Source organism: Brevibacterium iodinum ATCC 49514 (assembly GCF_900169265.1).
GTDB classification, from domain to species: Bacteria; Actinomycetota; Actinomycetes; order Actinomycetales; family Brevibacteriaceae; genus Brevibacterium; species Brevibacterium iodinum.
Genome location: NZ_FXYX01000026.1, coordinates 20,639 through 42,638, shown reverse-complemented (window position 1 = coordinate 42,638; position 22,000 = coordinate 20,639). Strand labels below are relative to the sequence as shown.

General features: G+C 64.6%; 21 protein-coding genes and 1 pseudogene. 12 read left to right on the top strand and 10 right to left on the bottom strand.

Annotation, left to right across the window (positions count from 1 at the left end; genetic code table 11):
- Positions 1 to 136: 136 nt before the first annotated feature.
- Positions 137 to 697, bottom strand: a complete 561-nt coding sequence (locus BI49514_RS14335) for an OsmC family protein (RefSeq protein WP_101547148.1) — start codon at positions 695 to 697, stop codon at positions 137 to 139.
- 215 nt (positions 698 to 912) lie between these two features.
- On the opposite strand from BI49514_RS14335, the gene kynU reads away from it, so the two are divergent.
- The gene (kynU, locus tag BI49514_RS14330) at positions 913 to 2,226 is read left to right on the top strand and encodes a kynureninase (protein WP_101547147.1); all 1,314 of its coding nucleotides are present in this window, start codon (positions 913 to 915) and stop codon (positions 2,224 to 2,226) included.
- Between the two features lie 75 nt (positions 2,227 to 2,301).
- Here kynU and BI49514_RS14325 read toward each other — a convergent pair whose 3' ends face one another.
- Both BI49514_RS14325 and BI49514_RS14320 read right to left on the bottom strand, forming a co-directional pair.
- Positions 2,302 to 3,141 (bottom strand): MOSC domain-containing protein, encoded by an 840-nt coding sequence (locus BI49514_RS14325; protein ID WP_101547146.1) that lies wholly within the window; start codon positions 3,139 to 3,141, stop codon positions 2,302 to 2,304.
- Positions 3,122 to 4,468, bottom strand: a complete 1,347-nt coding sequence (locus tag BI49514_RS14320; RefSeq protein ID WP_244195261.1) for an MFS transporter — start codon at positions 4,466 to 4,468, stop codon at positions 3,122 to 3,124. The genes BI49514_RS14325 and BI49514_RS14320 overlap by 20 nt, the downstream gene beginning before the upstream one ends.
- A gap of 94 nt (positions 4,469 to 4,562) precedes the next feature.
- Between BI49514_RS14320 and BI49514_RS14315 the strand changes: the two genes are divergently transcribed.
- Positions 4,563 to 5,132, top strand: coding sequence for a cysteine hydrolase family protein (locus BI49514_RS14315; RefSeq protein ID WP_101547145.1), 570 nt, complete (start codon positions 4,563 to 4,565; stop codon positions 5,130 to 5,132).
- 44 nt (positions 5,133 to 5,176) lie between these two features.
- Positions 5,177 to 5,599, top strand: coding sequence for an OsmC family protein (locus BI49514_RS14310; RefSeq protein ID WP_101547144.1), 423 nt, complete (start codon positions 5,177 to 5,179; stop codon positions 5,597 to 5,599).
- Positions 5,600 to 5,663: 64 nt separating this feature from the next.
- Here BI49514_RS14310 and BI49514_RS14305 read toward each other — a convergent pair whose 3' ends face one another.
- The 4 genes from BI49514_RS14305 to BI49514_RS14290 form a co-directional block, all read right to left on the bottom strand.
- The gene (locus BI49514_RS14305; RefSeq protein WP_101547143.1) at positions 5,664 to 6,524 is read right to left on the bottom strand and encodes a polyphosphate kinase 2 family protein; all 861 of its coding nucleotides are present in this window, start codon (positions 6,522 to 6,524) and stop codon (positions 5,664 to 5,666) included.
- Positions 6,525 to 6,569: 45 nt separating this feature from the next.
- Entirely contained in the window at positions 6,570 to 7,400 is an 831-nt protein-coding gene (locus BI49514_RS14300) for a hypothetical protein (protein ID WP_145996231.1), read from the bottom strand.
- Positions 7,401 to 7,504: 104 nt separating this feature from the next.
- Positions 7,505 to 8,191: a trimeric intracellular cation channel family protein gene (locus BI49514_RS14295; RefSeq protein WP_101547154.1), complete on the bottom strand. Its 687-nt coding sequence runs from the start codon at positions 8,189 to 8,191 to the stop codon at positions 7,505 to 7,507.
- Between the two features lie 191 nt (positions 8,192 to 8,382).
- Complete coding sequence (locus BI49514_RS14290; RefSeq protein WP_101547141.1) at positions 8,383 to 8,886, bottom strand: OsmC family protein; 504 nt, start codon at positions 8,884 to 8,886, stop codon at positions 8,383 to 8,385.
- Positions 8,887 to 8,994: 108 nt separating this feature from the next.
- On the opposite strand from BI49514_RS14290, the gene BI49514_RS14285 reads away from it, so the two are divergent.
- From BI49514_RS14285 to BI49514_RS17215, 4 genes are all read left to right on the top strand, one after another.
- On the top strand, positions 8,995 to 10,572 hold the full coding sequence (locus tag BI49514_RS14285; protein ID WP_101547140.1) for a molybdopterin-dependent oxidoreductase: 1,578 nt from the start codon (positions 8,995 to 8,997) through the stop codon (positions 10,570 to 10,572).
- Positions 10,573 to 10,733: 161 nt separating this feature from the next.
- The gene (locus BI49514_RS14280) at positions 10,734 to 11,426 is read left to right on the top strand and encodes a fasciclin domain-containing protein (protein WP_101547139.1); all 693 of its coding nucleotides are present in this window, start codon (positions 10,734 to 10,736) and stop codon (positions 11,424 to 11,426) included.
- A gap of 228 nt (positions 11,427 to 11,654) precedes the next feature.
- Entirely contained in the window at positions 11,655 to 12,077 is a 423-nt protein-coding gene (locus BI49514_RS14275) for a sigma factor (protein ID WP_244195262.1), read from the top strand.
- Positions 11,971 to 12,225 (top strand): sigma factor-like helix-turn-helix DNA-binding protein, encoded by a 255-nt coding sequence (locus BI49514_RS17215; protein ID WP_338063780.1) that lies wholly within the window; start codon positions 11,971 to 11,973, stop codon positions 12,223 to 12,225. Before BI49514_RS14275 ends, BI49514_RS17215 begins: the two co-directional genes overlap by 107 nt.
- 118 nt (positions 12,226 to 12,343) lie before the next feature.
- On the opposite strand, the gene BI49514_RS17210 is transcribed toward BI49514_RS17215, so the two are convergent.
- On the bottom strand, positions 12,344 to 12,946 hold the full coding sequence (locus BI49514_RS17210) for an ATP-binding cassette domain-containing protein (RefSeq protein WP_338063779.1): 603 nt from the start codon (positions 12,944 to 12,946) through the stop codon (positions 12,344 to 12,346).
- A gap of 272 nt (positions 12,947 to 13,218) precedes the next feature.
- On the opposite strand from BI49514_RS17210, the gene phoA reads away from it, so the two are divergent.
- The 3 genes from phoA to BI49514_RS14250 all read left to right on the top strand — a co-directional run bounded on the left by phoA (position 13,219) and on the right by BI49514_RS14250 (position 17,371).
- The gene (gene phoA, locus BI49514_RS14260) at positions 13,219 to 15,021 is read left to right on the top strand and encodes an alkaline phosphatase (RefSeq protein WP_101547138.1); all 1,803 of its coding nucleotides are present in this window, start codon (positions 13,219 to 13,221) and stop codon (positions 15,019 to 15,021) included.
- A gap of 153 nt (positions 15,022 to 15,174) precedes the next feature.
- Positions 15,175 to 15,750: a GNAT family N-acetyltransferase gene (locus BI49514_RS14255; RefSeq protein ID WP_101547137.1), complete on the top strand. Its 576-nt coding sequence runs from the start codon at positions 15,175 to 15,177 to the stop codon at positions 15,748 to 15,750.
- 142 nt (positions 15,751 to 15,892) lie between these two features.
- Positions 15,893 to 17,371, top strand: coding sequence for an amino acid permease (locus BI49514_RS14250; RefSeq protein ID WP_101547136.1), 1,479 nt, complete (start codon positions 15,893 to 15,895; stop codon positions 17,369 to 17,371).
- A gap of 43 nt (positions 17,372 to 17,414) precedes the next feature.
- Here the strand turns inward: BI49514_RS14250 and BI49514_RS14245 are convergent, their stop codons facing one another.
- Positions 17,415 to 18,113 (bottom strand): ABC transporter permease, encoded by a 699-nt coding sequence (locus BI49514_RS14245; RefSeq protein ID WP_244195263.1) that lies wholly within the window; start codon positions 18,111 to 18,113, stop codon positions 17,415 to 17,417.
- A 58-nt stretch (positions 18,114 to 18,171) separates the two neighbouring features.
- A pseudogene (locus tag BI49514_RS17335) lies at positions 18,172 to 18,294 on the bottom strand (hypothetical protein); the annotation flags it as partial.
- Between the two features lie 363 nt (positions 18,295 to 18,657).
- Between BI49514_RS17335 and BI49514_RS14240 the strand changes: the two are divergent.
- Both BI49514_RS14240 and BI49514_RS14235 read left to right on the top strand, forming a co-directional pair.
- The gene (locus BI49514_RS14240) at positions 18,658 to 19,938 is read left to right on the top strand and encodes a pyridoxal phosphate-dependent aminotransferase (RefSeq protein WP_101547134.1); all 1,281 of its coding nucleotides are present in this window, start codon (positions 18,658 to 18,660) and stop codon (positions 19,936 to 19,938) included.
- Between the two features lie 78 nt (positions 19,939 to 20,016).
- Positions 20,017 to 21,915, top strand: a complete 1,899-nt coding sequence (locus BI49514_RS14235; RefSeq protein ID WP_167443992.1) for a helix-turn-helix domain-containing protein — start codon at positions 20,017 to 20,019, stop codon at positions 21,913 to 21,915.
- Positions 21,916 to 22,000 lie beyond the last annotated feature (85 nt).

The window sequence follows — 22,000 nt, the reverse complement described above, 5'->3', positions numbered from 1 at the left end:
ATCAGACAGATCCCGACGAGGACATCGTTCGAGTCAGTAGTTCTGAGGGTCATGATGATCGATGGGACGGTCAGTTCCTACTCTGCCAGCCAGTCCCAGACCAGCCACCATCAATACTCACAGTAGTCCTGGGAGGTCAGTTGGTCTTCGTGACGGTGACGTCGATCGGGGTCGGGTTGGTGAAGATGTCGAAGACGGGGCAATGAGCGTCCACGGTCTCCTGCAGCTTCTGGTAGTCCTCGTTGCTGTCGGGTCCGGCGATGTTGACGCTCACGCGGACGGACGAGAATCCGGGGCGCACGGTCTCATCGGCGCCGAAGAGTCCCCGCACATCCAGGTCGCCTTCAGCGCTGACATCGAGTTCGTCGATGGTCAGTCCGAGGTTCTGGGCGTAGAGGCGGTAGACGACGACCTGGCAGGAGAGGAGTGCGCCGAGGGCGTATTCGACGGGGTTCGGGGCGGCGTCGTCCCCGGCCAGCGGGGTCGGTTCGTCGACGGTGAAGGTGTGGCGGCCGGCGGTGATCAGTGAGGACACCGAACCGCAGGCGGTGCCCGAGGCCGAGAAAGTCAGCTGCCCGTTCTTCGCCGAGGCGGCCAGTCGTTCGTTCCATGCGTTTCCGGCGGTGGTCAGTCGCGTAGCGCGTTCTTCGTCGCTGATGGCGATGGTGGTGTCGAACTCGGTGGTGGTTGCAGTCATGATGGTGGGCTCCTGATCGAATCGGCGAGCATGCGGTCGAGATCGTGCTGGTCGGTGCTGATCTCAGACTAAGAATGTTCGCCAGGCAGCGCCCTCCGCAGCGTCGATTGCCGTCCTCTGGCGTCATGAGCAGGACTTAGATCGTCATCAGCCGACGCACGGTAGCCTGGAAGGCAGACGAACCCACCGGCTCCCCCACCACGCGGAAGGCGACGATGACGACCTCTGACCGGACAGCCACCGCAGCGAACTCAACTGGCTCCCCGACTTCAATCACCCGCGCGGACTGCGAACAGCGCGATGCGAACGATCCTCTACGTGCTTGCCGCGAGGAGTTTCTGCTCCCGAAAGGCACGATCTACCTCGACGGGAACTCTCTCGGCCCCCGGACTAAGGGCTCGGCCGAACGCGCCCAGGAAGTCATCACCGACGAATGGGGCACCGGCCTCATCGGGTCATGGAACACCGCCGGTTGGTGGGACCTGCCGGCAAAGTTGGGTGAGAAGGTCTCCGGGATAGTCGGCGGCGGGGCCGGGTCCACCGTCGTCACCGACACCACGTCGATCAATCTGTTCAAGGCCGCCTCGGCGGCGCTGAAGATGCAGGCCGAGGACTCTCCGGACCGGCGGGTCCTCCTCACCCAGCGGGAGAACTTTCCCTCCGATATCTACATGCTTCAGGGATTGGCCGAGCAGCTCGGAGACGGCTACGAAGTCCGCCTCGTCGACGATGAGGAAGTCACCGCAGGGTTCCCGACCACGATGTCCGACGAGGTGGCCCTCGTCGTCCTCACCCATGTGAACTACCGGACGGGGAGGCTCTTCGATATGGGCACGACCACCTCGGCGATCCATTCCGGCGGAGCCATGGTCATCTGGGATCTGTGCCATTCGGCCGGTGCTCTGCCCATCGATCTGGCCGGAACCGGTGCGGACATGGCGATCGGCTGCACGTACAAGTTCCTCAATGGCGGACCTGGCTCTCCCGCGTTCATCTGGGTCGCCGAGGCGCTGCAGAACCGGTTCAGCCAGCCTCTGTCGGGGTGGTGGTCGCATGCGCAGCCCTTCGATATGGCCCCGGACTACCGGCCCGCCGAAGGCATCCGCCGCTACCTCACCGGAACGCAGGGAATCCTGTCGATGTCCGTGGCAGAGCTCGGCCTCGACATCCACTCGCGGTCGGACATGGAACAGGTCCGGGAGAAGTCCCTGGCCTTGTCGGACCTATTCATCGACCTCGTCGATGAGCGTCTGGCCGATCACCCGGTCGAGGTCGTCACCCCACGTGAGCACGCCCATCGCGGGTCCCAGGTCTCGATCCGGCATCCGGAGGGGTTTGCGGTGATGAGCGCGCTCTTCGAACGCGGAATCATCGGCGACTACCGTGAGCCGGAGGTGCTGCGGTTCGGATTGACCCCGCTCTACATCGGGTTCACCGAGGTGTGGGACACCGTCGAGGCCCTGCGCGACATCCTCGACAACCGACTTTGGGACACCCCGGCGCACAAGGTCCGCGGCGCCGTCACCTAATTGCTGCCCGACGGCGGCGCAGCAACCTGGCGCCAGGTATCTGGGCCGCCGTCACCTGCGTTGGGACGTGGCCGATCAGGTGTCCGGAGCAGCAGAGGTTTCGATGACCTCGGCATTGACGCCGAAGTACGGTTCACCCGCCTCATTTCGCGGGCGGCTGACTGCAAGCGTCTTGAGCAGATTGCTGCCCCGCTCCCCAGTGATCGGGTCTAGATCGAGGATGGCACACCGCGCAATCGGACTCCCGATCCGCACACGCAGCGCGCCGACGTCCGGCACGTTCACCGTCACGTCCCGGCCTCGCCAGGTCTCTTCGATGAAGGGTTCGTCCGTGTCGAGGACGAGGGTGGCACGAAAGCGGGCGGCCTCATCAAGCAGCTCGTGGTGACCGGACCGGTCGGCGAGTTCCCTCATCGAAGCAGTCGTGACGATCGACAAGCCAGCTCCGTAGACCACATCTCCACGAAGTGCGCGGGCCAGCCGAACCGGCTTTCCCAGAAACTCTGAGGCGAGCGCCGAATGCTGACCGTCAGTGAGTTCGAGGTCGACCGGTCGCTTCCAGTAATAGCAGGTCAGGCGCTCGCCTGAGCCTACTGGCCTCCCAGAGGCAGAGCGCCCGTCGGGCAGCGTGATCGTCAGTGTGTCGTCGACGAGTGAGGTGGTCATGCGGATGAGCCGTGGATTCTGCACGGTCTTGAGCACCTGCTGTCGCTCGACATCGACGAAGCAGAACTCACGGTCTCCGACCGGTCCGTGCGCGTCGACGACTGCTCTCGGTCGGGCCTCATGCCGTGTGCCTTTGACGTGGGCGAAGCCGAGCGACCGCACACCGAATTCCCGCGCAGAAGCAGGTGACGGCGGCCCAGATACCTGGCGCCAGGTTGCTGCGCCGCCGTCAGGTAGCAATTGGGGCATGGGGGTTGCGCCTTCCTGTGATGGCGTAGGTGCCGATGGCCACAGCTCCGATGGCCAGGACCGTGCCGCCGATGATGACGGCTCCGGGGATCGTGGCGATCGTGCCGAGCACTCCCACGGTGACTCCGGAGAAGGTCTGCATGCCGGGGCCGAACGTCGCATAGGAGCCGATGACGCGTCCGCGGATCTCCGACGGCGCCTCGAGTTGGATGATGGCCATCTCGGTCGACTCGGCAGTGATCTTCGAAACCCCGGCGATCACCAACAGGATGACCGCCACCCACAGGTGCGAGGTCAGGGCGAAGAGCAGCGCACTCAGGCCCATCGCCGCGGCGGCCAGTGCTGCGGCAGCCGGGACGGCCTTGATCCACCCGGTCGCCTCGAGCCCGAAGCCCCCGAGTACTCCGCCTGCACCCATGGCGAAGAGCAGCACGCCATAGGTGAAGTCGCTGTCCCCGCCGACCGGGTTGAGGATGTCGCCGAACACCGGCATCGCCGTCTGCAGCACCGCCCCGATCGTCGTCGACGCGAGCGCGGCCAGCAGCAGCATTCCGACGATCGCGCGATTATGGCGGACGTCGATGAGCACCCGCAGCGACTGGCTGAGAGTCGTCCGCGCGGTGCGCACACCTCCGCTGCGCAGATGTCCGGTGAAGGGTGTGCGGATGAGGAAGATCGTCAGCGGCAGATAGAAGACGATGTTGATGAAGATGCCCCACGTGGCACCGACTCCGAGCAGCAGAGCGGAACCGACGACGGGACCGAAGAGGATGCCGAGGCTGCGGAACGTCGCATTGAGCCGGACCGCGCTCGGCAGCTCCTTCCGATCGACGAAGTCATGCAGCATCATCTGTTCGGCCGGGCCCCACAGACAACCGGCCAGGCCATGGATGACGAGCAGCACGCAGGCCTGCCACAGCTGCAGGGAGTCGGTGAGGAAGAGGATCCCCCAGCACAGGGACACGACCATGAACATGATCTGCCCGATCTGGATGAGGCGGCGGCAGTCGAATCGTTCGGCCAGGGATCCCGCATAGACGGACAGCAGAAGGAAGGGCAGCCAATGGCTGATGAGCTGGAACCCGACGAGCGCCGGCGACTCGAACTTCTGCCACAGCACCCAGTAGGTGATGACGTGCTCGATATTGTCGCCCATCATCGCCGTACCCGATCCGATCAGGTAGGGCGCGGTCTTCCAGCTGCGCAGGACGCTGAAACGGCGCGGACCGGCGGCACTGCTGTCGCCCGCTTTGCCCGCGGCCGCACTGCCCGCGCCAACTTTGCCGACGCCCACCTCGTCGCCGTTGTCCTCGGAGGAATCGCTCACTCGCCTATTCTCACACCGGCGGAGCGGACCGGCACCGACCTCTTGTCTGCTGGGACCGAGGCGAGGACAATAATCCTTGATCAAGGAGGAACCTATGTCCACAGCTCAACCGCCGGCGTCCGCCCGCCCGAACTCCGCCCTTATCGTCATCGACGTCCAAAACGGCGTCATGCAAGCCAGTTGGAACTCCGAATCGGTCATCTCCACGATCTCCGATCTCGTCGACCGTGCCCGGAACACCGGCACCGAGGTGGTCTGGGTCCGGCACAGCTCCGGTGAGCTGCCGATCAATTCCCCGCAATGGCAGATCGTCGACACGCTCTCCCCCGCTGAGGGCGAAGCGATCATCGAGAAGACCCTCGGCAATACATTCGAGGACACGGACTTCGAGGAGGTGCTCGCCGGAAAGGACGTCGGCCACCTCGTCGTCACCGGTGCCCAATCGGATGCCTGCGTGCGCTCGACGATCCACGGCGGCTTCGCCCGCGGCTACGATGTCACGCTGGTCTCCGACGCGCACACCACCGAAGACCTCACCGAATGGGGTGCGCCCCCGCCGGAGCAGGTCGTGTCCCACACGAACCTGTATTGGCAGTTCGAATCCGGTCCCGGCCGGCAGGCTCGCGTTCAGGAATCGAGCGAGGTCGACTTCACCAAAGCCTGATGGTTCCAGCTCCTGCAACCCCGCAAGTCTGCCATCATTAGGGCATGAGTGAAGACATCCGCAGCATCGAACTGACCCGCATCGCCGAGAACCACTACCGCGCCACCGCCCCGAGCGGAGCAAGCATCGAATTCGGCCGCGGCGAAGGCCTCATGACCCCCGTCGAACTGCTCCTGGCCGCCGTCGCTGGCTGCTCGTCGATCGACGTCGACACCGTGACCAGCCGTCACACCGAACCCACGAAGTTCGACGTCTCTGCGACCGCGGACAAGATCGACGAAGACGGCGCTTCCAGGGTGGACAACGTCCACCTCGATTTCGACCTCGCGTTCCCCGACGACGAGGAGGGCCGAAAGGCCGATGCCCGCATCGAACGCCTCGTCGGGCTCTCCCATGACAAGTACTGCACGGTCTCCCGCACCGTCGAACACCCCACGAAGGTCGACTTCAGCATCCGTCGCGACTGACGTCGCGAATCGTCACGGCAGATCCTTCGCCGAGGCGGACCGCCGTTCCGTAAGGACGTGACCCTCAGCTGTCGGCGAGCCGCTTCTTCTCGACCTCGACGTCGAAATCGGCGGCGGGCCACTGCGGGTCGATGTCCTTGAGGACGTCGAGCAGCAATCGCTGCACAGCCAAGCGGGCGTACCATTTCCGGTTCGCGGGCACGACGAACCACGGCGCCGCCTCGGTGGAGGTGCGGTCGAAGACGGCCTGGTAGGCGTCCATATAATCCGGCCACAGGAGGCGTTCCTCGACGTCTCCCGGGTTGTATTTCCAGTACTTGTCCGGCCGGTCGAGTCGTTCGGCCAGACGCTCTTTCTGCTCGTCCGGAGAGATGTGGAGCATGACCTTGACGATGCGCACGCCCGCCGCGACCAGTTCAGCTTCGAAGTCGCTGATGGCGGTATAGCGGCGCTCGATCTCGGCCCCGTCGGCGAGTTTGCGAACGCGGCCGATGAGCACATCCTCGTAGTGTGAGCGGTCGAAGACTCCGATCATGCCGGGCCCGGGCACGCGCGGACGGATGCGCCAAAGGAAGTCGTGGGCGAGTTCCTCCTCAGTCGGTTTCTTGAAGGCGGCGAGCTCGACGCCCTGCGGATCGACGGCGCCGACGACGTGTCGGACGATTCCGCCCTTGCCGGCGGTGTCCATGGCTTGCAGGACCAGGAGGACAGCGGGGCCGGAGTCCTCGTCATGATGAGCAGCGAAGAGGCGCTCCTGCAGGTCGTTGAGTTCAGCGGACAGCGCCTCGAGATCCTTCTTCCCGCTCTTCTTGTCCCCGTCGTAGCCGGGAGTGGATTCGGGATCGACCTCGCCGAGGCGGAATCCCTCCCCGGCACGGAGAAGTGGGGCGGGATCGGTCGTCCAGTTGCTCGTCGGCTCACTCATGCGTTCATCTTTCCAGGTGGGAATGGCCGCGTCTATACCGACAACTCACCGCCGAGGCGGCTGAGGTCCGTCGATGCCCGGCAGCGGGTTCTCGTTCGTCAGTCCGCGCCGATGCCTGTCCGCAAGGTACCTCTGGTAGGCCACATCGCGTTCGGCGGCGGTCATCTGGACCTTCGGCTTGTCGATGACATTCCGCAGTGCCGCGAGAACGGTCAGCACCGCCAGGCCGGTCAGCGTCACAGCCACCCAGATCATCGTGGTGAGCAGGCTCGGCGGATTGTCGAAGACTCTCACACCGGCGAAGCCGATGAGGAAGACGAATCCGATAAACGGCAGCAGCAGCCACAGCGCGACCTTGAAGCCGCCGATCATCATCGGCATCACCACACACATACTCCACGCCATTCCGCCGATGAAGAAGAGCAGGACGAGGAAGAAGCTCGCCGGATCGGCGTTGAGTTCCGCCGCCACCGTTCCGGGAACGGCCCGCACGCCGAGGAAGAACGGCCAGACCAGCGCCACCAACGTGACGATCACTGCGGAAGCGACGACGCTGAGAAGAATCAGCGGGACGAGACCCTCACGCCGGAACCCGTCGTCCTTGCGCTTGTGCTCCATGAACAGGAAGGGAAAGAGAAGCGCAATTACACCAGCAATGATTCCTGCCCAGAGGCCATCTGCCTCAATTCTGTCGGCCATGTTCCGCTGGTACATCAGCCCCGTCGAGGCGAACCAGATGAAGAAGGTGAAGAACAGTGCCCCAAACAACGAGACCCCGAGCACGCGCAGAAAGTCGCGTGTCCACGTCGGGACCGGTTCTTCCTCGTGCAACGGAAGCGGCCCCGGTGGCGGTGGCCCGGGCGGTGTCTCACTCATGATTTCATCCTCGCACAAGCACGAGCGACTGATACCGGTATCGATGTTTCAAATCCGCCACCGCGAACCTCAACCGGTCAAGCACCATCCCTCAAGCCACACCCTCAGTCCGGTTTCCGGAACACCGACGGCAGCTTCTTCTTCACTCGCCGTCCGGTGTCCCGGTACGACCATTGCCGCATCGGCTGCGGCACCCGCCACTGCAGCTTCCAGGCGAACATGCGGAACCCGAAGGCGGCGGCCGCGATGATGAGTGAGGCGATGGCACCCAACAGTCCGGTCACCTCGGCGATGATCGTCAGCCCCGAACCGAACAGGGCGGGGATGAGGTAGAGGTCGGTGCCGCGGAAGATCGCCGGATCCTCACTGGCCACGGCATCGCGCATGAGTCCGCCGCCGCACGCGGTCAGCGCACCCATGAGCAGCGCCGCCGGATAGTTCGTCCCGGCGGCGAGCGCGATCGTCGTGCCGGTGACGCTGAAGAGGCCGAGGCCCATCGCGTCGAAGGCGACGATCCAGATCCGTGCCCGGGAGATGTGGGAGCCGATGATGTAGATGAGCAGTGTCGCAATCACCGGCGGGGCGAGGTAGATCGGTTGGCCGATGGCGTTGGGCACCCGGTCGAGGAGCACATCGCGGATCATGCCTCCGCCGATGCCCGTCATCGTGCCCAGCACCAACCCGCCGGTGATGTCGAAATTGCGTCGCGCGGCCAGCAGCACTCCGGAGACTGCGAAGACGAAAGTGCCGGTGAGGTCGAGGGCGAGGAACAGGAACTCCTGCAGGTCCATCTCCACCTCGGCTCCTCTCGTCGCTCCGTGCCCGGCCCGGTGCCGAGCGTCCTACCAGCCACTGTAATCCGGTTCGGCGCAACGGCATCCGTTCCGCTTCGCCGAGGCGGCCACCTGGGCGTTCGTGACACATTCGACCGCTGAGGCGGCCGTGCAGTTGGCGCAGATCGCCGCCGAGGTGGGTGGAAAGTTCAGCTGAGCTGGAAGTCGTCCGGGTTCTTGTAGGGTTCGATCTCGATGGACGCGGTGCCCTTGCCCATGAGCAGCTTGGAGATCGGACAGCGAGCGTGAGCGCGTGCGGCGTACTTCTCGGCGTCCTCGTCCGAGACTCCTTCGATGGAGATGAATGCCTTCGGGGCGAAGTAGAAGCCGTTGCCGGAAGGCTCCTGATGCAGTTCGACCTCGACACGCACCAACGAAAGAGCTTCGATGTCGTTGACGGAGAGGACGACCTTGAGGGTTTCGCCGAGGCAGGTCGCCCAGGCCATGCCGAGGAACTGCTCAGGGTTGCTGCCCTGGTCGGCGTGGGAGGTCGGGGCTGTGGCGACGGTCTGACCGTCTTCGACGCGCACCTCTCCGGAGGTGCCGCCGATGTTCTCGACCTTGGCGGTGTAGATCGGCGCACTCGGGCTCTTCGGCTCATCCGCGTCTCCGGTCGGAGCCTGCGGCTGGGCGTATCCGGGGTTCTCAGTCATTTCACCATGCTACGACAGGCGCGCAACAAGGTCACTGGCGTTTCAGTGAATGAACGGTGACGAAACCCGGGGATCCATCCACCATCCGGGCGGCTCCGAATGATCACTATGAATTGGAAAACCCGTACAGCCTACCGTTTCCGCGGCGTCGTGGCAGGCATCGTCGCCGCAGTCATGATGTTCGGTCTCGCAGACCTCATCGCGCGTGCCTTCACCCCGAGTGCGGCACCCCTGCTCACCCTCGGTCAGGCGATCATCCCACTGGCTCCCCCGGCGGCGATCAAACCCGTCATCGCCCTGTTCGGCGACAACGACAAACTCGTCCTCGTCCTCTCCACCGGCCTTGGTGCGATCGTCCTCGCCGGTCTCATCGGAGCACTGGCGGTTTCCCACCGGCGTCTGGCCACGACACTGCTGGTCGTCGCCGGGCTCGTCCCCGCCATCGTCATCATCCTGCGCTCGGAGGCGGGTGCCATCGACGTCATTCCCACGCTCATCGGCATTGCAGTGGGTGTCGCGGTCTTCGTCGTGCTGCTGCGCCTCGGAGTACCGGCAACCCTCGCCGAGGCGACCAACAGTCCCGGCGTCGCCCGCGGTTCGCGAACCACGGAACCCTTGAGCCGCCGCCGCTTCTTCGGCCTGGCCGGAGCCATCGGCGACATCGGGGCCGTCACCATCGCCGCTGGTCAGACCGTTGTCTCGCTGACACAGGACGCCGGAGCCGCGATCGCCAAACTGGTTCTGCCCACCCCCGCGAAGAAGGCGGCAGCGATCCCCGCCGCCGCGAGCACCGACGTCGACGGCACTGTCCCCTTCGTCACCGAGGCGAAGGATTTCTACCGCATCGACACGGTGCTCTCACCGCCGGTCATCGACCCGGAACAGTGGTCCCTGCGCATCCACGGCATGGTCGAGAACGAGGTCACCCTGACGATGGACGACGTCCTCGACCTGCCGCTGGAAGAACACCACATCACGCTTACCTGCGTATCCAATCCCGTCGGCGGGGATCTCGTCGGCAATGCGACCTGGCTCGGCTATCCCGTGCGCGAGCTCCTCGCCCGAGCCCGCCCGAGCTCGCAAGCCGATATGGTCCTCTCCCATTCCTTCGACGGATTCACCGCTTCGACGCCGATCGGTGCACTGACCGATGACCGCGCCGCCCTGCTGGCGGTGGGGATGAACGGCGAACCGCTCACCCCGATCCACGGCTTCCCCGCCCGCCTCGTCGTTCCCGGACTCTACGGTTTCGTCTCCGCGACGAAATGGGTGACCGAACTCGAAGTCACCCGCTTCGATGAGAAGACCGCCTACTGGACCGACCGCGGGTGGGATGCCAAGGCCCCCATCCTCGTCGCCTCCCGCATCGAGGTGCCGGGGCCATTGGCCAAGGTCTCTGCCGGGGACATCCGGGTCGGCGGCACCGCCTGGGCACAGCGTTCGGGGATCGAGCGTGTCGAGGTCAAGCTCGACGACGGTGAATGGACGCGGGCCGAGCTCGCCGAGGAAGTCACGATCGACACCTGGCGACAGTGGCGGGCCGAATTCGCCGAGGTGGCCGCGGGGTCACATACCCTCACCGTGCGTGCCACGGACAAGGACGGCACAGTGCAGACAGCGAAACGTCGGGATTCGATCCCGAACTCGGCCACCGGGCACCACCACATCCAATTCCGCGTCGAATGACGGTCCCTCCGGAGCCGCCTCAGCGAAACGATTCTCAACATTTCTTCCCCATCCACCCATCCGAACCGGGCACCGCACCGAATACCCAGTACACAGCGAGCAATGGAGATCACTTCACAGCTGTGCGCGAATACGCATCACTGTTGATTAGGAGAAGAACAATGAAGACACTGCTTCGCACACGCACCGCCACCATCCTCTCGGCCGGCGCCATCGGCCTGTTGGCTCTGAGCGGCTGCGGAATGGATTCCGGTTCCGGCGGGGAGGAGTCCGGTTCGGAATCGGGCAGCTCCGAATCCCAGCCCGCTGACTCGGGCGAGTCCGAGATGCCCGATGAGTCCGGCGACTCTTCCATGGCCGACTCCGACCTCGTCGGCAAGGGCTGCTCGGCTTACGCGGAGGCGAACCCGGACGGGGCCGGTTCTGTCGAGGGCATGGGCCAGGATCCTGTCGCCACCGCCGCCTCGAACAACCCGATGCTCACGACCCTGACCAAGGCGGTCTCGGGCAAGCTCAATCCCGATGTCGACCTCGTCGACACCCTCAACGGCGACGAGTTCACCGTCATCGCCCCGATCGACGACGCCTTCGCCGATGTGCCGAAGGACGACCTCGACACCCTGGCCAAGGACTCGGACCAGCTGACGAAGGTCCTGACCTACCACGTCACCCCCGGACAGCTCTCCCCCGATGAGATCGCCGGTGAACACGAGACCGCCGAAGGTTCGAAGGTGAAGATCTCCGGTGAGGGCGAAGACATGAAGTTCGATGATGCCGGACTGGTATGCGGCGGAGTCAAGACCGCCAACGCCACGGTCTACATGGTCGACGCCGTGATGATGCCGGAGAAGTGACCGGAGAGTCCACAGCGAGAGAGCACCACGATGCAGTGGCCGGGAACCGATCAGCAGCAACAGGATCGGCTCCCGGCCGCTTTCGGTTCCTCGCCGGTTCATGCGGCTTCAGGCGAACGTCGATTGACCGTCTCTGCTGCACACGCTCCCACCACTGCACCCACCCCGCTCGACTCGCTCACCTGGGAAAGGTGCGATCGGTTTCTGCATGCATGGCATGATTGGGCAATGAGTTCTGATCACCAGCCGGCGGATTCCGACGATCCCGGCGGTGCCCTGCTGATCCGCATCGCCGACGGTGACCGGTCCGCATTCGAAGAGCTGTTCACCACTCACTCCCGCATCCTCATGGCCGTCATCCTGCGAATCGTCAAGAGCCGAACACTGGCCGAGGAGGTCCTCCAGGACTGCTTCACCGAGGTGCGGACCCGGTGTTCGGGCTTCGACCCGGGGCGCGGCAGCGGACGGGATTGGCTGATCACCCTGTGCCGCAGGCGAGCCATCGACTGTGTGCGCAGCGTCCAGGCTCAACAAGACAGAGACTATGCGGACGGGCTCCGCACCACTGCCGAAGCAGGCGACCAGGTGGAGCAGATCGTCATCGCCCGTGCAGACTCGGACCGTCTCGGCCCTGCGGATCCTCCCGGATGAGCAGGCCGAACCGATCGTCATGGCCTTCTACCAAGGCATGACCCACACCCAGATCTCTGAGAATCTCCAGGTGCCCCTGGGTACCATCAAGTCACGGATCAGGGACGGAATGAAGAAGCTGCGAGAAGAGTTGGAGGCAAGCCGATGAGCGCAGATCGTGACTATCTGGCTGCCGGGCTGGCCCTCGGCGGGCTCAGCGACTCAGAACTCACCGAGGCTCAGGCGCTGGCCGATACCGACGCCGACTTCCGCGCCGAAGTCGCCGCCTATGCCGACGTGCTGGCCGACGCGGCCGAGTCCGATGAACCGGTCGAGGTCAGCTCGGCGACTCGAGAGGCGATTCTGTCGATCCCCGAGAACAATGCACAGGAACCGGCACCGGCGACGTCATCGGCCGCCGAGGCGGAAGGCTCGTCGGTCGCCCCTGCCGTCACCGATGCACCGCCGGCGCGTTCGAGGACGACGTCGGTGTCGAGGGAGGAAGCGAAGATCGCGGACGTGTAGTCGACGGTTTCACGGAGGGTGAGGTCATCGAGCAGACCGCCGGTCTGCATGACCGAGCTGACGAGTCCGAGGGCGACCGCCCGCCGAGGCGGCATGCCGAAGATCTCGACCGATCCCTCATCGGGTCGGCTGAGCCCGAGCAGCATGTCGATCGTCGTCGTCTTGCCGGCCCCGTTGGGTCCGAGGAAAGCGACGACTTCGCCGGGACGGATGGAGAGATCGAGGCCGTCGACGGCCCGCAGGTCGCCGAAGCTCTTGGTCAGATGGGTGAGATTGACCGCAGGCTGGATGTCGGTCGCCGTCTGCGGGTGAGGGGTATGAGTCTGCGGGTGAGGGACTGTGTTGGGCGCTGTCGATGAAGTCATGTTCACAGACTAGAAATCCGCAGTCACCTGCACAGATGCCATTTCTCACCAGTGCCTGCGGTGGGCGCGACACGTAACGACGAGGATTCATCGAGTTAACTCAGGCTTCACATTCCCTCCACTCAACTTGTGAAAATGCTGAGTAAGTTGGGTGGCGATTGCTCGCACTCGTCGCTCACACGCCCGTTCGTGAACTGCCGCCGTCATCTCTCTGACCACGGCGGATTCACGCCCTCAGTGAGCGCCTGTGCCTCTCTACGAAAGGACAGCACATGGCCAAGAAAACACTGCGTCTCGCTGCGGCGACCGGCGCACTCAGCCTCGCACTCTTCGGATACGCCGGCCCCGCCCAGGCTGCGGGAATCGATGAACCCGGCGGCGCCCGTCAACTCGACGGGGACAACACCGACGCCATCCGCGACGCGGTCGAAGACTCCGGCGCGAAGAACGTCATCCTCCTCATCGGCGACGGCATGGGCGATTCGGAGATCACCGCCGCCCGCAACTACGCGAAGGGCGCCCACGGACGGTTCGACGGTCTCGATGAGCTGCCCCTGACCGGGCAGTACACGACGTACGCGGTGGACAAGGACACCGGCAAGCCGGACTACGTCACCGACTCCGCGGCGAGCGCGACCGGCTGGTCCTCGGGCACGAAGACCTACAACGGTGCGCTGGGCGTCGACCGCAAGGGCAACCCGCACAAGACCCTCATCGAAATGGCTCGCGCGAAGGGCATGAAGACCGGCGACGTCTCCACTGCCGAGATCCAGGACGCGACTCCTGCCGCGCAGCTCTCCCACATCAGCCTTCGCGGCTGCTACGGGCCCGAGGAGACGAGCAAGGACTGCTCCGGTGAGGCGCTGGAGAACGGCGGCCTCGGGTCGATCAGCGAGCAGATCCTCAACGCTCGCGCCGATGTCACGCTCGGCGGCGGTTCGACCTCCTTCGAGCAGAAGGCCAAAGCCGGTGACTGGAAGGACAAGACGCTGCGTGAGCAGGCGGAGGACCGCGGCTACCAGCTCGTCGACGATTCCGGCTCACTCGACTCCGTCACCGAGGCGAACCAGGATTCGCCGGTGCTCGGTCTCTTCACGGAGGGCAATTTCCCCGTTCGCTGGGAGGGACCGAAGGCCACTCACGGAGGCGCTACCGAACCCGCAGTGAAGTGCACGAACAACCCGGAGCGCACCTCAGAGGTTCCGAAGCTCGATCAGCTGACGAATAAGGCCGTCGACCTGCTCGACAACGACAAAGGCTTCTTCCTCCAGGTCGAGGGAGCAAGCATCGACAAGCAGGACCACGCGGCCAATCCGTGCGGTCAGATCGGTGAGACCGTCGACCTCGACGAGGCGGTCAAGACAGCCCTCGACTTCGCGAAGAAGGACGGCGAGACCCTCGTCATCACCACCGCCGATCACGCTCACACGAGCCAGATCGTCTCCACCGGCACGGACACTCCGGGACTCACCCGAACGCTGACCACCGCCGACGGCACCGACATGACCATGAACTACGCGACCGCAGACGAAGAGGAGTCGCAGGGTCACACCGGCACACAGATCCGCATCGCCGCCTACGGCCCGGGTGCGGCCAACGTCGTCGGACTGACCGACCAGACGGACATGCACCACACGATCGCCGACGGACTGGGACTCGATCCCGACGCAGAGGTTCCCGGTGACCCGGGCGACGATGCGAACGGCAACGACGATGCAGCCGGAACCGATGACGCAGACGGCTCGGATGATGCGAACGGCTCCAACGGCTCATCCGATGCCGGCGGCAATGACGGTTCGGCGGGCGGTCAGGACTCGAACGGATCCGACGACTCCGACGGCACCTCCGATGCCGCGGGCGGCGGCTCCGGCGCGAACGGCGGTTCCGAGGGAGGCGAAGGAAATGCCTCCTCCGGCGGCGGAAACGAAGGTCCGGGGCTGGCCGGCGGTGGCGGCGGAACCCTGCCGCGCACCGGCGTCGAGATCGGTGCCGCGATATTCTTCGGCGTGGCCGCGATCATCGGCGGATCGGCTCTGGTCCGCATGGCCAAGCGCCGCGGGATCCTCCCCGCCTGAGCCGTGGGTGAGGCTCTACGGCCTCACTGCTCCACCTCAGCTCCACCGCGCCATCTGATTCACTGCGTGTGAGCGCGAACGATGCCGGATGCTTCCAGAGAAGCGTCCGGCATCGTTCGTGCTGCGCACAGGTTCCCGTGGCAGAGTAAGTCCATGGACCCCGTGGATCTGCCTCTGACCACCGACCGTTTGCGTCTGCGCCCCTATGTCGAATCCGACGCCGAGGCACAGCTGCGGATCCTCTCCCGCGAGGACGTCTCCCGGTTCCTCCTCCAGGATTCCTGGACCGCCGAGGTGGCCGAGACCCAGATCGCCAAACGCATTCCGCGGACAGGCCTCGAGACCGAGTCCCGTGCCCTGGCGCTGGTCATCGAGACTGCCGACGGACTCGATTCGCTTGAGGGATCACGGGTCATCGGTGACATCGCGCTCTGGCTCGAAGACGGCAGTGAAGAGAAGGCGGAGATCGGGTGGATCCTCGATCCGGCAGCCGGTGGCCACGGCTTCGCCACGGAGGCGGCCATCGCCGTGCTCAACGTCGCCTTCGACCATTACGGTCTCCATCGGGTGTTCGCGCAGATGGATGCCCGGAACACCGCCTCGGCGAAGCTGGCTCAGAGGATCGGCATGCGTCAGGAAGCCCACCTGCGCAAGGACTGGTGGTCGAAAGGCGAATGGACCGACACCCTCATCTTCGGGATGCTCGCAAGCGACCGCCAGACAGCCTGAGTGATCTCTGACTCATTGCCCCAACCCGCAGAGAATGCCATCCGACCGGTATGAGATTCTGAGACGTGCGTTGGGGGCCGGGACAGAGTACGAGTTCGAAGTGTGGCCTCTTGCAGTCGAGAGAAGAGGACCGAGGACACCGATGGCTCCAGCCGACAGGAACGGCAACGAGGCGCTCCCCGCGAACGATTGCGCCGACGAACGCGCTGACGACCACGGGGAGAACGCAGGCCTGCGGCGCGGCCTAACCGCCCGCCATATCCGATTCATGGCCCTCGGCTCGGCTATCGGCACCGGCCTCTTCATGGGGTCCTCGGAATCAATCCAAGCCGCCGGACCTGCGGTCCTGCTCGCCTACATCATCGGCGGCGCAGCTGTGTTCATGGTCATGCGAGCACTTGGCGAACTCGTCGTCCGCCACCCCGTCTCCGGATCCTTCGGACAGTTCGCCTCCAGCTATATCCACCCCTTCGCCGGGTTCCTCGTCGGTTGGACCTTCGCCTTCGAAATGGTCCTCGTCGCCGTCTTCGACGCCACCGCGATCGGCGTCTACATGGGCTTCTGGTTCCCGGATGTGCCTCGGTGGATCTGGGTGCTCGCCGTCGTCTTCTTCATCGCCGCGATCAACATGATCGGCGTCAAGGTCTTCGGCGAACTGGAATTCTGGTTCGCGCTCATCAAGATCGTCGCGATCATCGCCCTCATCGCCTCCGGCGTGGCCATCATCCTCTTCGGCTTCGGGATCGAACACCATGATCAGATGGGCCCCCAGGCTCTATTCGACCACGGCGGCTTCCTCCCCAATGGAGTCTGGGGGCTGCTGTCGTCGTTCACCATCGTCATGTTCGCCTTCGGCGGTGTCGAAATCATCGGAGTCACCGCTGGCGAGGCACAGAATCCGAAGAAAGTGATCCCGGCCGCCATCAACTCGGTTCCGGTGCGCATCCTCCTCTTCTACGTGCTCACCCTCGGCGTGATCATGTGCATCCTGCCCTGGAATCAGATCACCTCCGAGGTCAGTCCCTTCGTCGCGATCTTCGACTCCGTCGGTTTCAGTGCAGCCGCAGCCGTCCTCCAGGTCGTCCTCATCACTGCGGCGCTGTCGGCCATCAACGCCGATATCTACGGCGCCGGCCGGATGATCCATGGACTGGCTGAACAGGGACAGGCACCCCGTTCGTTCGTCCGCACCTCACGCAGCGGTGTACCCGTGATGACCGTGGTCACGATGATCGTCGCACTCCTGCTCGGAGTCCTCCTCAACTACCTCTACCCCGACCAGGCACTGTTCCTGCTCGGGGCATTGGCCACCTTCGCAACACTGCTGGTTTGGCTGGTCATCCTCGGTGCCCACCTGCGGATGAAACGCGTGATCGCCGGAGAGAATCGTCTGCCCAGCGAATTCCCCGTGCCCTTGTGGCCATTCGGTTCGTGGCTCACGGTGGCGTTCATCCTCTTCGTAGTCGTCATGGTCGGCATCGTCCCCGCTTCACGTCCAGCCCTGTGGGTCGGTCTGCTGTGGGTCATCGCCCTGTGGCTGTGCTACCTCGGCTTCGTCCGCGGCCAGGGCCGCCGACCCTTTGAACTCACCGACCGCACCGAGCCCATGGGCTCAGGATAGAACTGACGATCCGGCTCGCGACGGTCCGCGACGCCGCCGAGTCTCACGGCGTCCGGCGGCGCAGGGTCAGCGATCCGACGATGACGGCGCCGACGATCCAGCAGCCGATGAAGAGCACCCGCAGCCAGATATAGGCGTCATCTTCCGCACCTGTCGACACGGCATCCAGTGCGTCGATTGCGTGTGAGAGCGGCAGCCAGTCGCCGATCACTTCGAGCACATCGGGCAGGTGGTCTCGAGGCAAGAAGATCCCGCCGAGCAGGATCTGCGGGAACACGAACACCGGCATGAACTGCACGACTTGGAATTCGGTTCGGGCAAACGCGCTGGCCAAAAGGCCCAGAGCCGTGCCGAGCAGCGCGTCGGCGATCGCCACGACGAAGAGGAGGACCGTCGATCCTTCGATGTCCAGACCGCACACCAGAGTCGCGTAGCCGACGGCCACGGCCGTCTGCACGACCGCGAGCAGTCCGAAAGCCAAGGTGTAGCCGAGGATGAAATCGCCGCGGCCCAACGGCATCGACAGCAGCCGCTCCAAGGTGCCGCTGCGGCGTTCACGCAGGGTCGCGATGCTCGTGACGAGGAACATGACGATGAACGGGAAGAGCGCGAGCATCGCCGGCCCGATGTCGGCGAATACCTCTGTCTCGTCGAAGATCCACGCGACCAGTCCGATGAGCAGGCTGGGCACGACGAGCAGCAATGCGATCGTGCGCGGATCGTTGCGGATCTGGGTGAGCACCCGCCATCTGCGTGAGAACGAGCGTGGCTCGCAGATCGGCCTCGGTGCGGTCGACGCCGCTGTCTGCGATCCTTCCCGCCACTGCTCCTTTGAGCTCGCGCAGGAGAAATTGTCTGATCAGACGGCCGGCTGCCGAATCGCTCACAGCGGAACGCAGAACGGTCACCCTGATCGATTTCACGCTTGTCCGCTCCCAGGCACTCAGCACCGTGTGCACGAGAGACTCGCCGAGGCGGTCGTCCGAGACGTCCAAAGCCGAGCGGATGATGCGGTCCGGCCGCACGGGAAGCTTGACCACCTCGGCGCAGAGGCCGGCGAGCGTCACTGCCGCTTTCCTTAGGTGGGCGCCCCCTCCGGCGGGGTCCCGGCTTCACATCCGCCATGCTCCCCGGAGTATCGTGAGGCCCAGTTGCCAAAGGTCTGCACAACGGTCCTCCGAACCGCGCAAAGGTCTGGGAAACGGGCCTCTGTTTGGTCAGAACCACCTCCGCGGGGGTCCTAGCGTGGATGTAGCAGCAGTCGTATGAAAGGTTTTTCGGTTCACATGTTCAGGCAGTCGTCGAAGTTGGCCAATGTCCTCTATGACATCCGGGGGCCCGTCCTCGAAGAGGCCCAGGCGATGGAAGCCGCCGGGCACACGATCCTCAAGCTCAACATCGGCAACCCTGCCCCCTTCGGCTTCGAAGCCCCCGAGGCGATCGTCCAGGACATCTCCGCGAACCTGCCCGTTACGCAGGGCTACTCCGACTCCCGGGGAATCCTCTCCGCCCGCCGCGCCGTCGTCCAGTACTACGAGGCCCACGGCATCCACAATCTCGGCACCGACGAGGTCTTCCTCGGCAACGGTGTCAGCGAGCTCATCACGCTCAGCCTGCAGGCGCTGTGCAATCCCGGCGACGAGATCCTCGTGCCCGGACCGGACTACCCGCTGTGGACCGCCTCGGTGGCGCTGTCCGGCGGCACCCCCGTCCACTACCGCTGCGCGGAAGAAGACGCCTGGCAGCCGGACCTGGACGACCTCGAGTCCCGGATCACCGAACGCACCCGCGGAATCGTCGTCATCAACCCGAACAACCCGACCGGTGCGGTGTACTCGAAGGAGACGCTGCAGAAGATCGCGGACATCGCCCGCCGCCACGGCCTCATCGTCTTCTCCGACGAGATCTACGAGAAGATCACCTACAACGGCGTCGAACTCGTCAACATGGCCACCCTCACCGGCGACGACGTTCTGTGCCTGACCTTCTCCGGACTCTCGAAGGCCTACCGGGTCGCCGGCTACCGTTCCGGCTGGCTGGCGATCACCGGACCGCTGGACGAGGCGCACAGCTACCTCGAGGGCATCAAGCTCCTCGCGAATATGCGCATGTGCTCGAACGTTCCGGCCCAGCACGCCATCCAAGCGGCTCTGGGCGGGAAGCAGTCGATCGACGACCTCGTCCTGCCGACCGGCCGCCTCGGCGCGCAGATGCAGGTCGCCTACGAAGGGCTCAATTCGATCGACGGCGTCTCGGCTCACCGGGCCGACGGTGCGCTGTACATGTTCGCGAAGCTCGATGTCGAGAAGTTCGGCATCACCGATGACGAGCAGTTCGCCCTCGACCTGCTGCGCGAACAGAAGATCCTCGTCTCCCACGGCACGGCGTTCAATTGGTCCAAGCCCGACCATTTCCGACTCGTCACCCTGCCGTCGGTCGAGGTGCTCACCGAGGCGATCGAACGCCTCGACACGTTCCTCTCCGGCTACCGGCAGGTCGCTCCCACGACGTGCGAGCTGCCCGTGGTGCGCGAGACCGAGCACGCGGGAGCACCTGCAGCCGGCTGACGGCCACGACCGCTCAGGCGAAGCACCCGTCCGATGCCGGGTGCGGCGGAGGCACCGAGCCCCTGCGACACTGGTCTTATGACAGAGATCGATGATGAGTCGGGGACCGTGTCCGCCACCGCCGTGGCCGACATCGTCAGAGCCCTCTCCCGCGGGATAGATCTCAACCGGTCGGCCCTATCCGACGGCCTCGAGGACCACCCCGACCTCATCGACTCCTTCTCCGATCTCTCGGCGACCATGACCCGGTGGAAGCAGAAAGATCGCGAGCGTTCGGCCCTTCTGGAGAGCGCCTCGGAGCTCATCCGTGTGCGAGACACCGAGAAGCTGCTGCAGAAGCTCGTCGACCGTGCCCGAACACTCATCGGATGCGATATCGCCTACCTCTCCCAGTACTATCCAGAGACCGACGACCTGCGTGTTCAGGCAAGTCGCGGAGCGATCTCGGCGAATCTCAAAGAACTGCGAGTGCCTCCCGGCGTCGGACTGGCAGGACAGGTCGTGCGTGATCGCGCCGCACAGTGGACGTCGAACTACGATCTGACCCGACTGCCTCACGAAAGACGCGTCGACTCCGCGGTGAAGGCCGAGCGCATGGAATCACTCCTCGGAGTGCCGATGGTCGTCGACGGCGAAGTCCTCGGCGCCCTCTTCGCGGCCAACCGCTACCCACATGACTTCACCACAGACGAGATCATCCTGCTGTCGGCTCTCGCGGACCACGCTTCCGTGGTTCTGAAGACGGCGCAGCTGATGGGAGACCTCGCAGAGGCGGCCCAAGCCTCCGCGGAAGCCGAGGAGACGGCAGCCGCGCAGGCCAGCACCCTCCAACGACTCGTCGAGGTCGAGGAGCAGCTGACGCAGCTCGTCCTGCAGGGACAAGGAGTCCCCGCAGTTCTCGACGCCATCTCCGAACTGCTCGAGGCCGATGTGATCGTCGTCGACAGCGGACGTCTCGGCTCTCCGCGCTTCCCCGCCGATGAGTCGTTCTTCAAGGGCATCACGGTGGACGTTGCCGACGTCCGAACGGCACTGAGTCACAGTCGGGCGACAGGCCGAAGCGCGCAGGTCGCAGGTGCTCAGCACCTATACGTCGCCTCGGTAGCGTCCCACCGCCGACAGCACAGCGCACTCTTCGTGCGTTTCAACGACGAACCGGCGGACGGCGACGCGAACATCGTCGCCCAGGCGGCGCAGACGCTCGCGCTCATCCGAATGAACGAACAAGCCCGGGCCGATGCCGAGAACCGAGTCCGTGGAGAGCTCGCAGTCGACATCATTGCCGGCACTCGTGATCTCAGTGAGCTCGAGGCCCGTTCACGAGCCGGCAGCTTCAGTCTCTCCGGACCCTGGAGACTCATGACGGTTCAGGGCGACATCGAAAACGATGACCGCATCGCCGCTCGCCTGGTCCGCGTCGAGCCGCGCATTCTCATGACGCAGCGATCCCCCGGGATCACGGTGCTCCTCCCCAGCGCCGTGATCCGCGACAGGCCTACCTTGGATACCCTGTTCGAAGAGTCGGGCGCCCTCGAAAGTTCGCTGGTGATCATCTCCGACACCGATTACGACAGGAAGCAGCTGCGCACTGCCGAGGACGAAATGTGGTCGTGCATCCGCATCCTCAATTCCCTCGGCATCAGAGAAGGAATCTTTCCCATGGAGGATTTCGCGCCTTACACCGCAATGTTCGGCACCGCGCCGGAGCAGACGGAGAGATTCATGCAACGAATGCTCGAGCCGCTGCGCCGATGGGACCGAACCCATTCCGCCGAGCTGCTCTCGACGCTGCGGGAGTATTTTGAGTCCGGCATGAGCATCCGCAGAACCGCGACTCAAATGTCAGTGCATGTCAACACCGTCAAGCAACGGCTGGAGAGAGCCGATCTCGTGCTCGGTCAGGAGTGGAGAACACCAGAGCGGGCGTTCCGCCTCCAGGTCGCGCTCCGCCTCGACAAGTTGAAGCCATCCTTCTAAGCCTCTATGTCTGGAATAGCCAAAGCTGAGCGATATTCACATCCGAAAAAGACATGGCGGATTCACGCGTGCATTGTTTGACTGA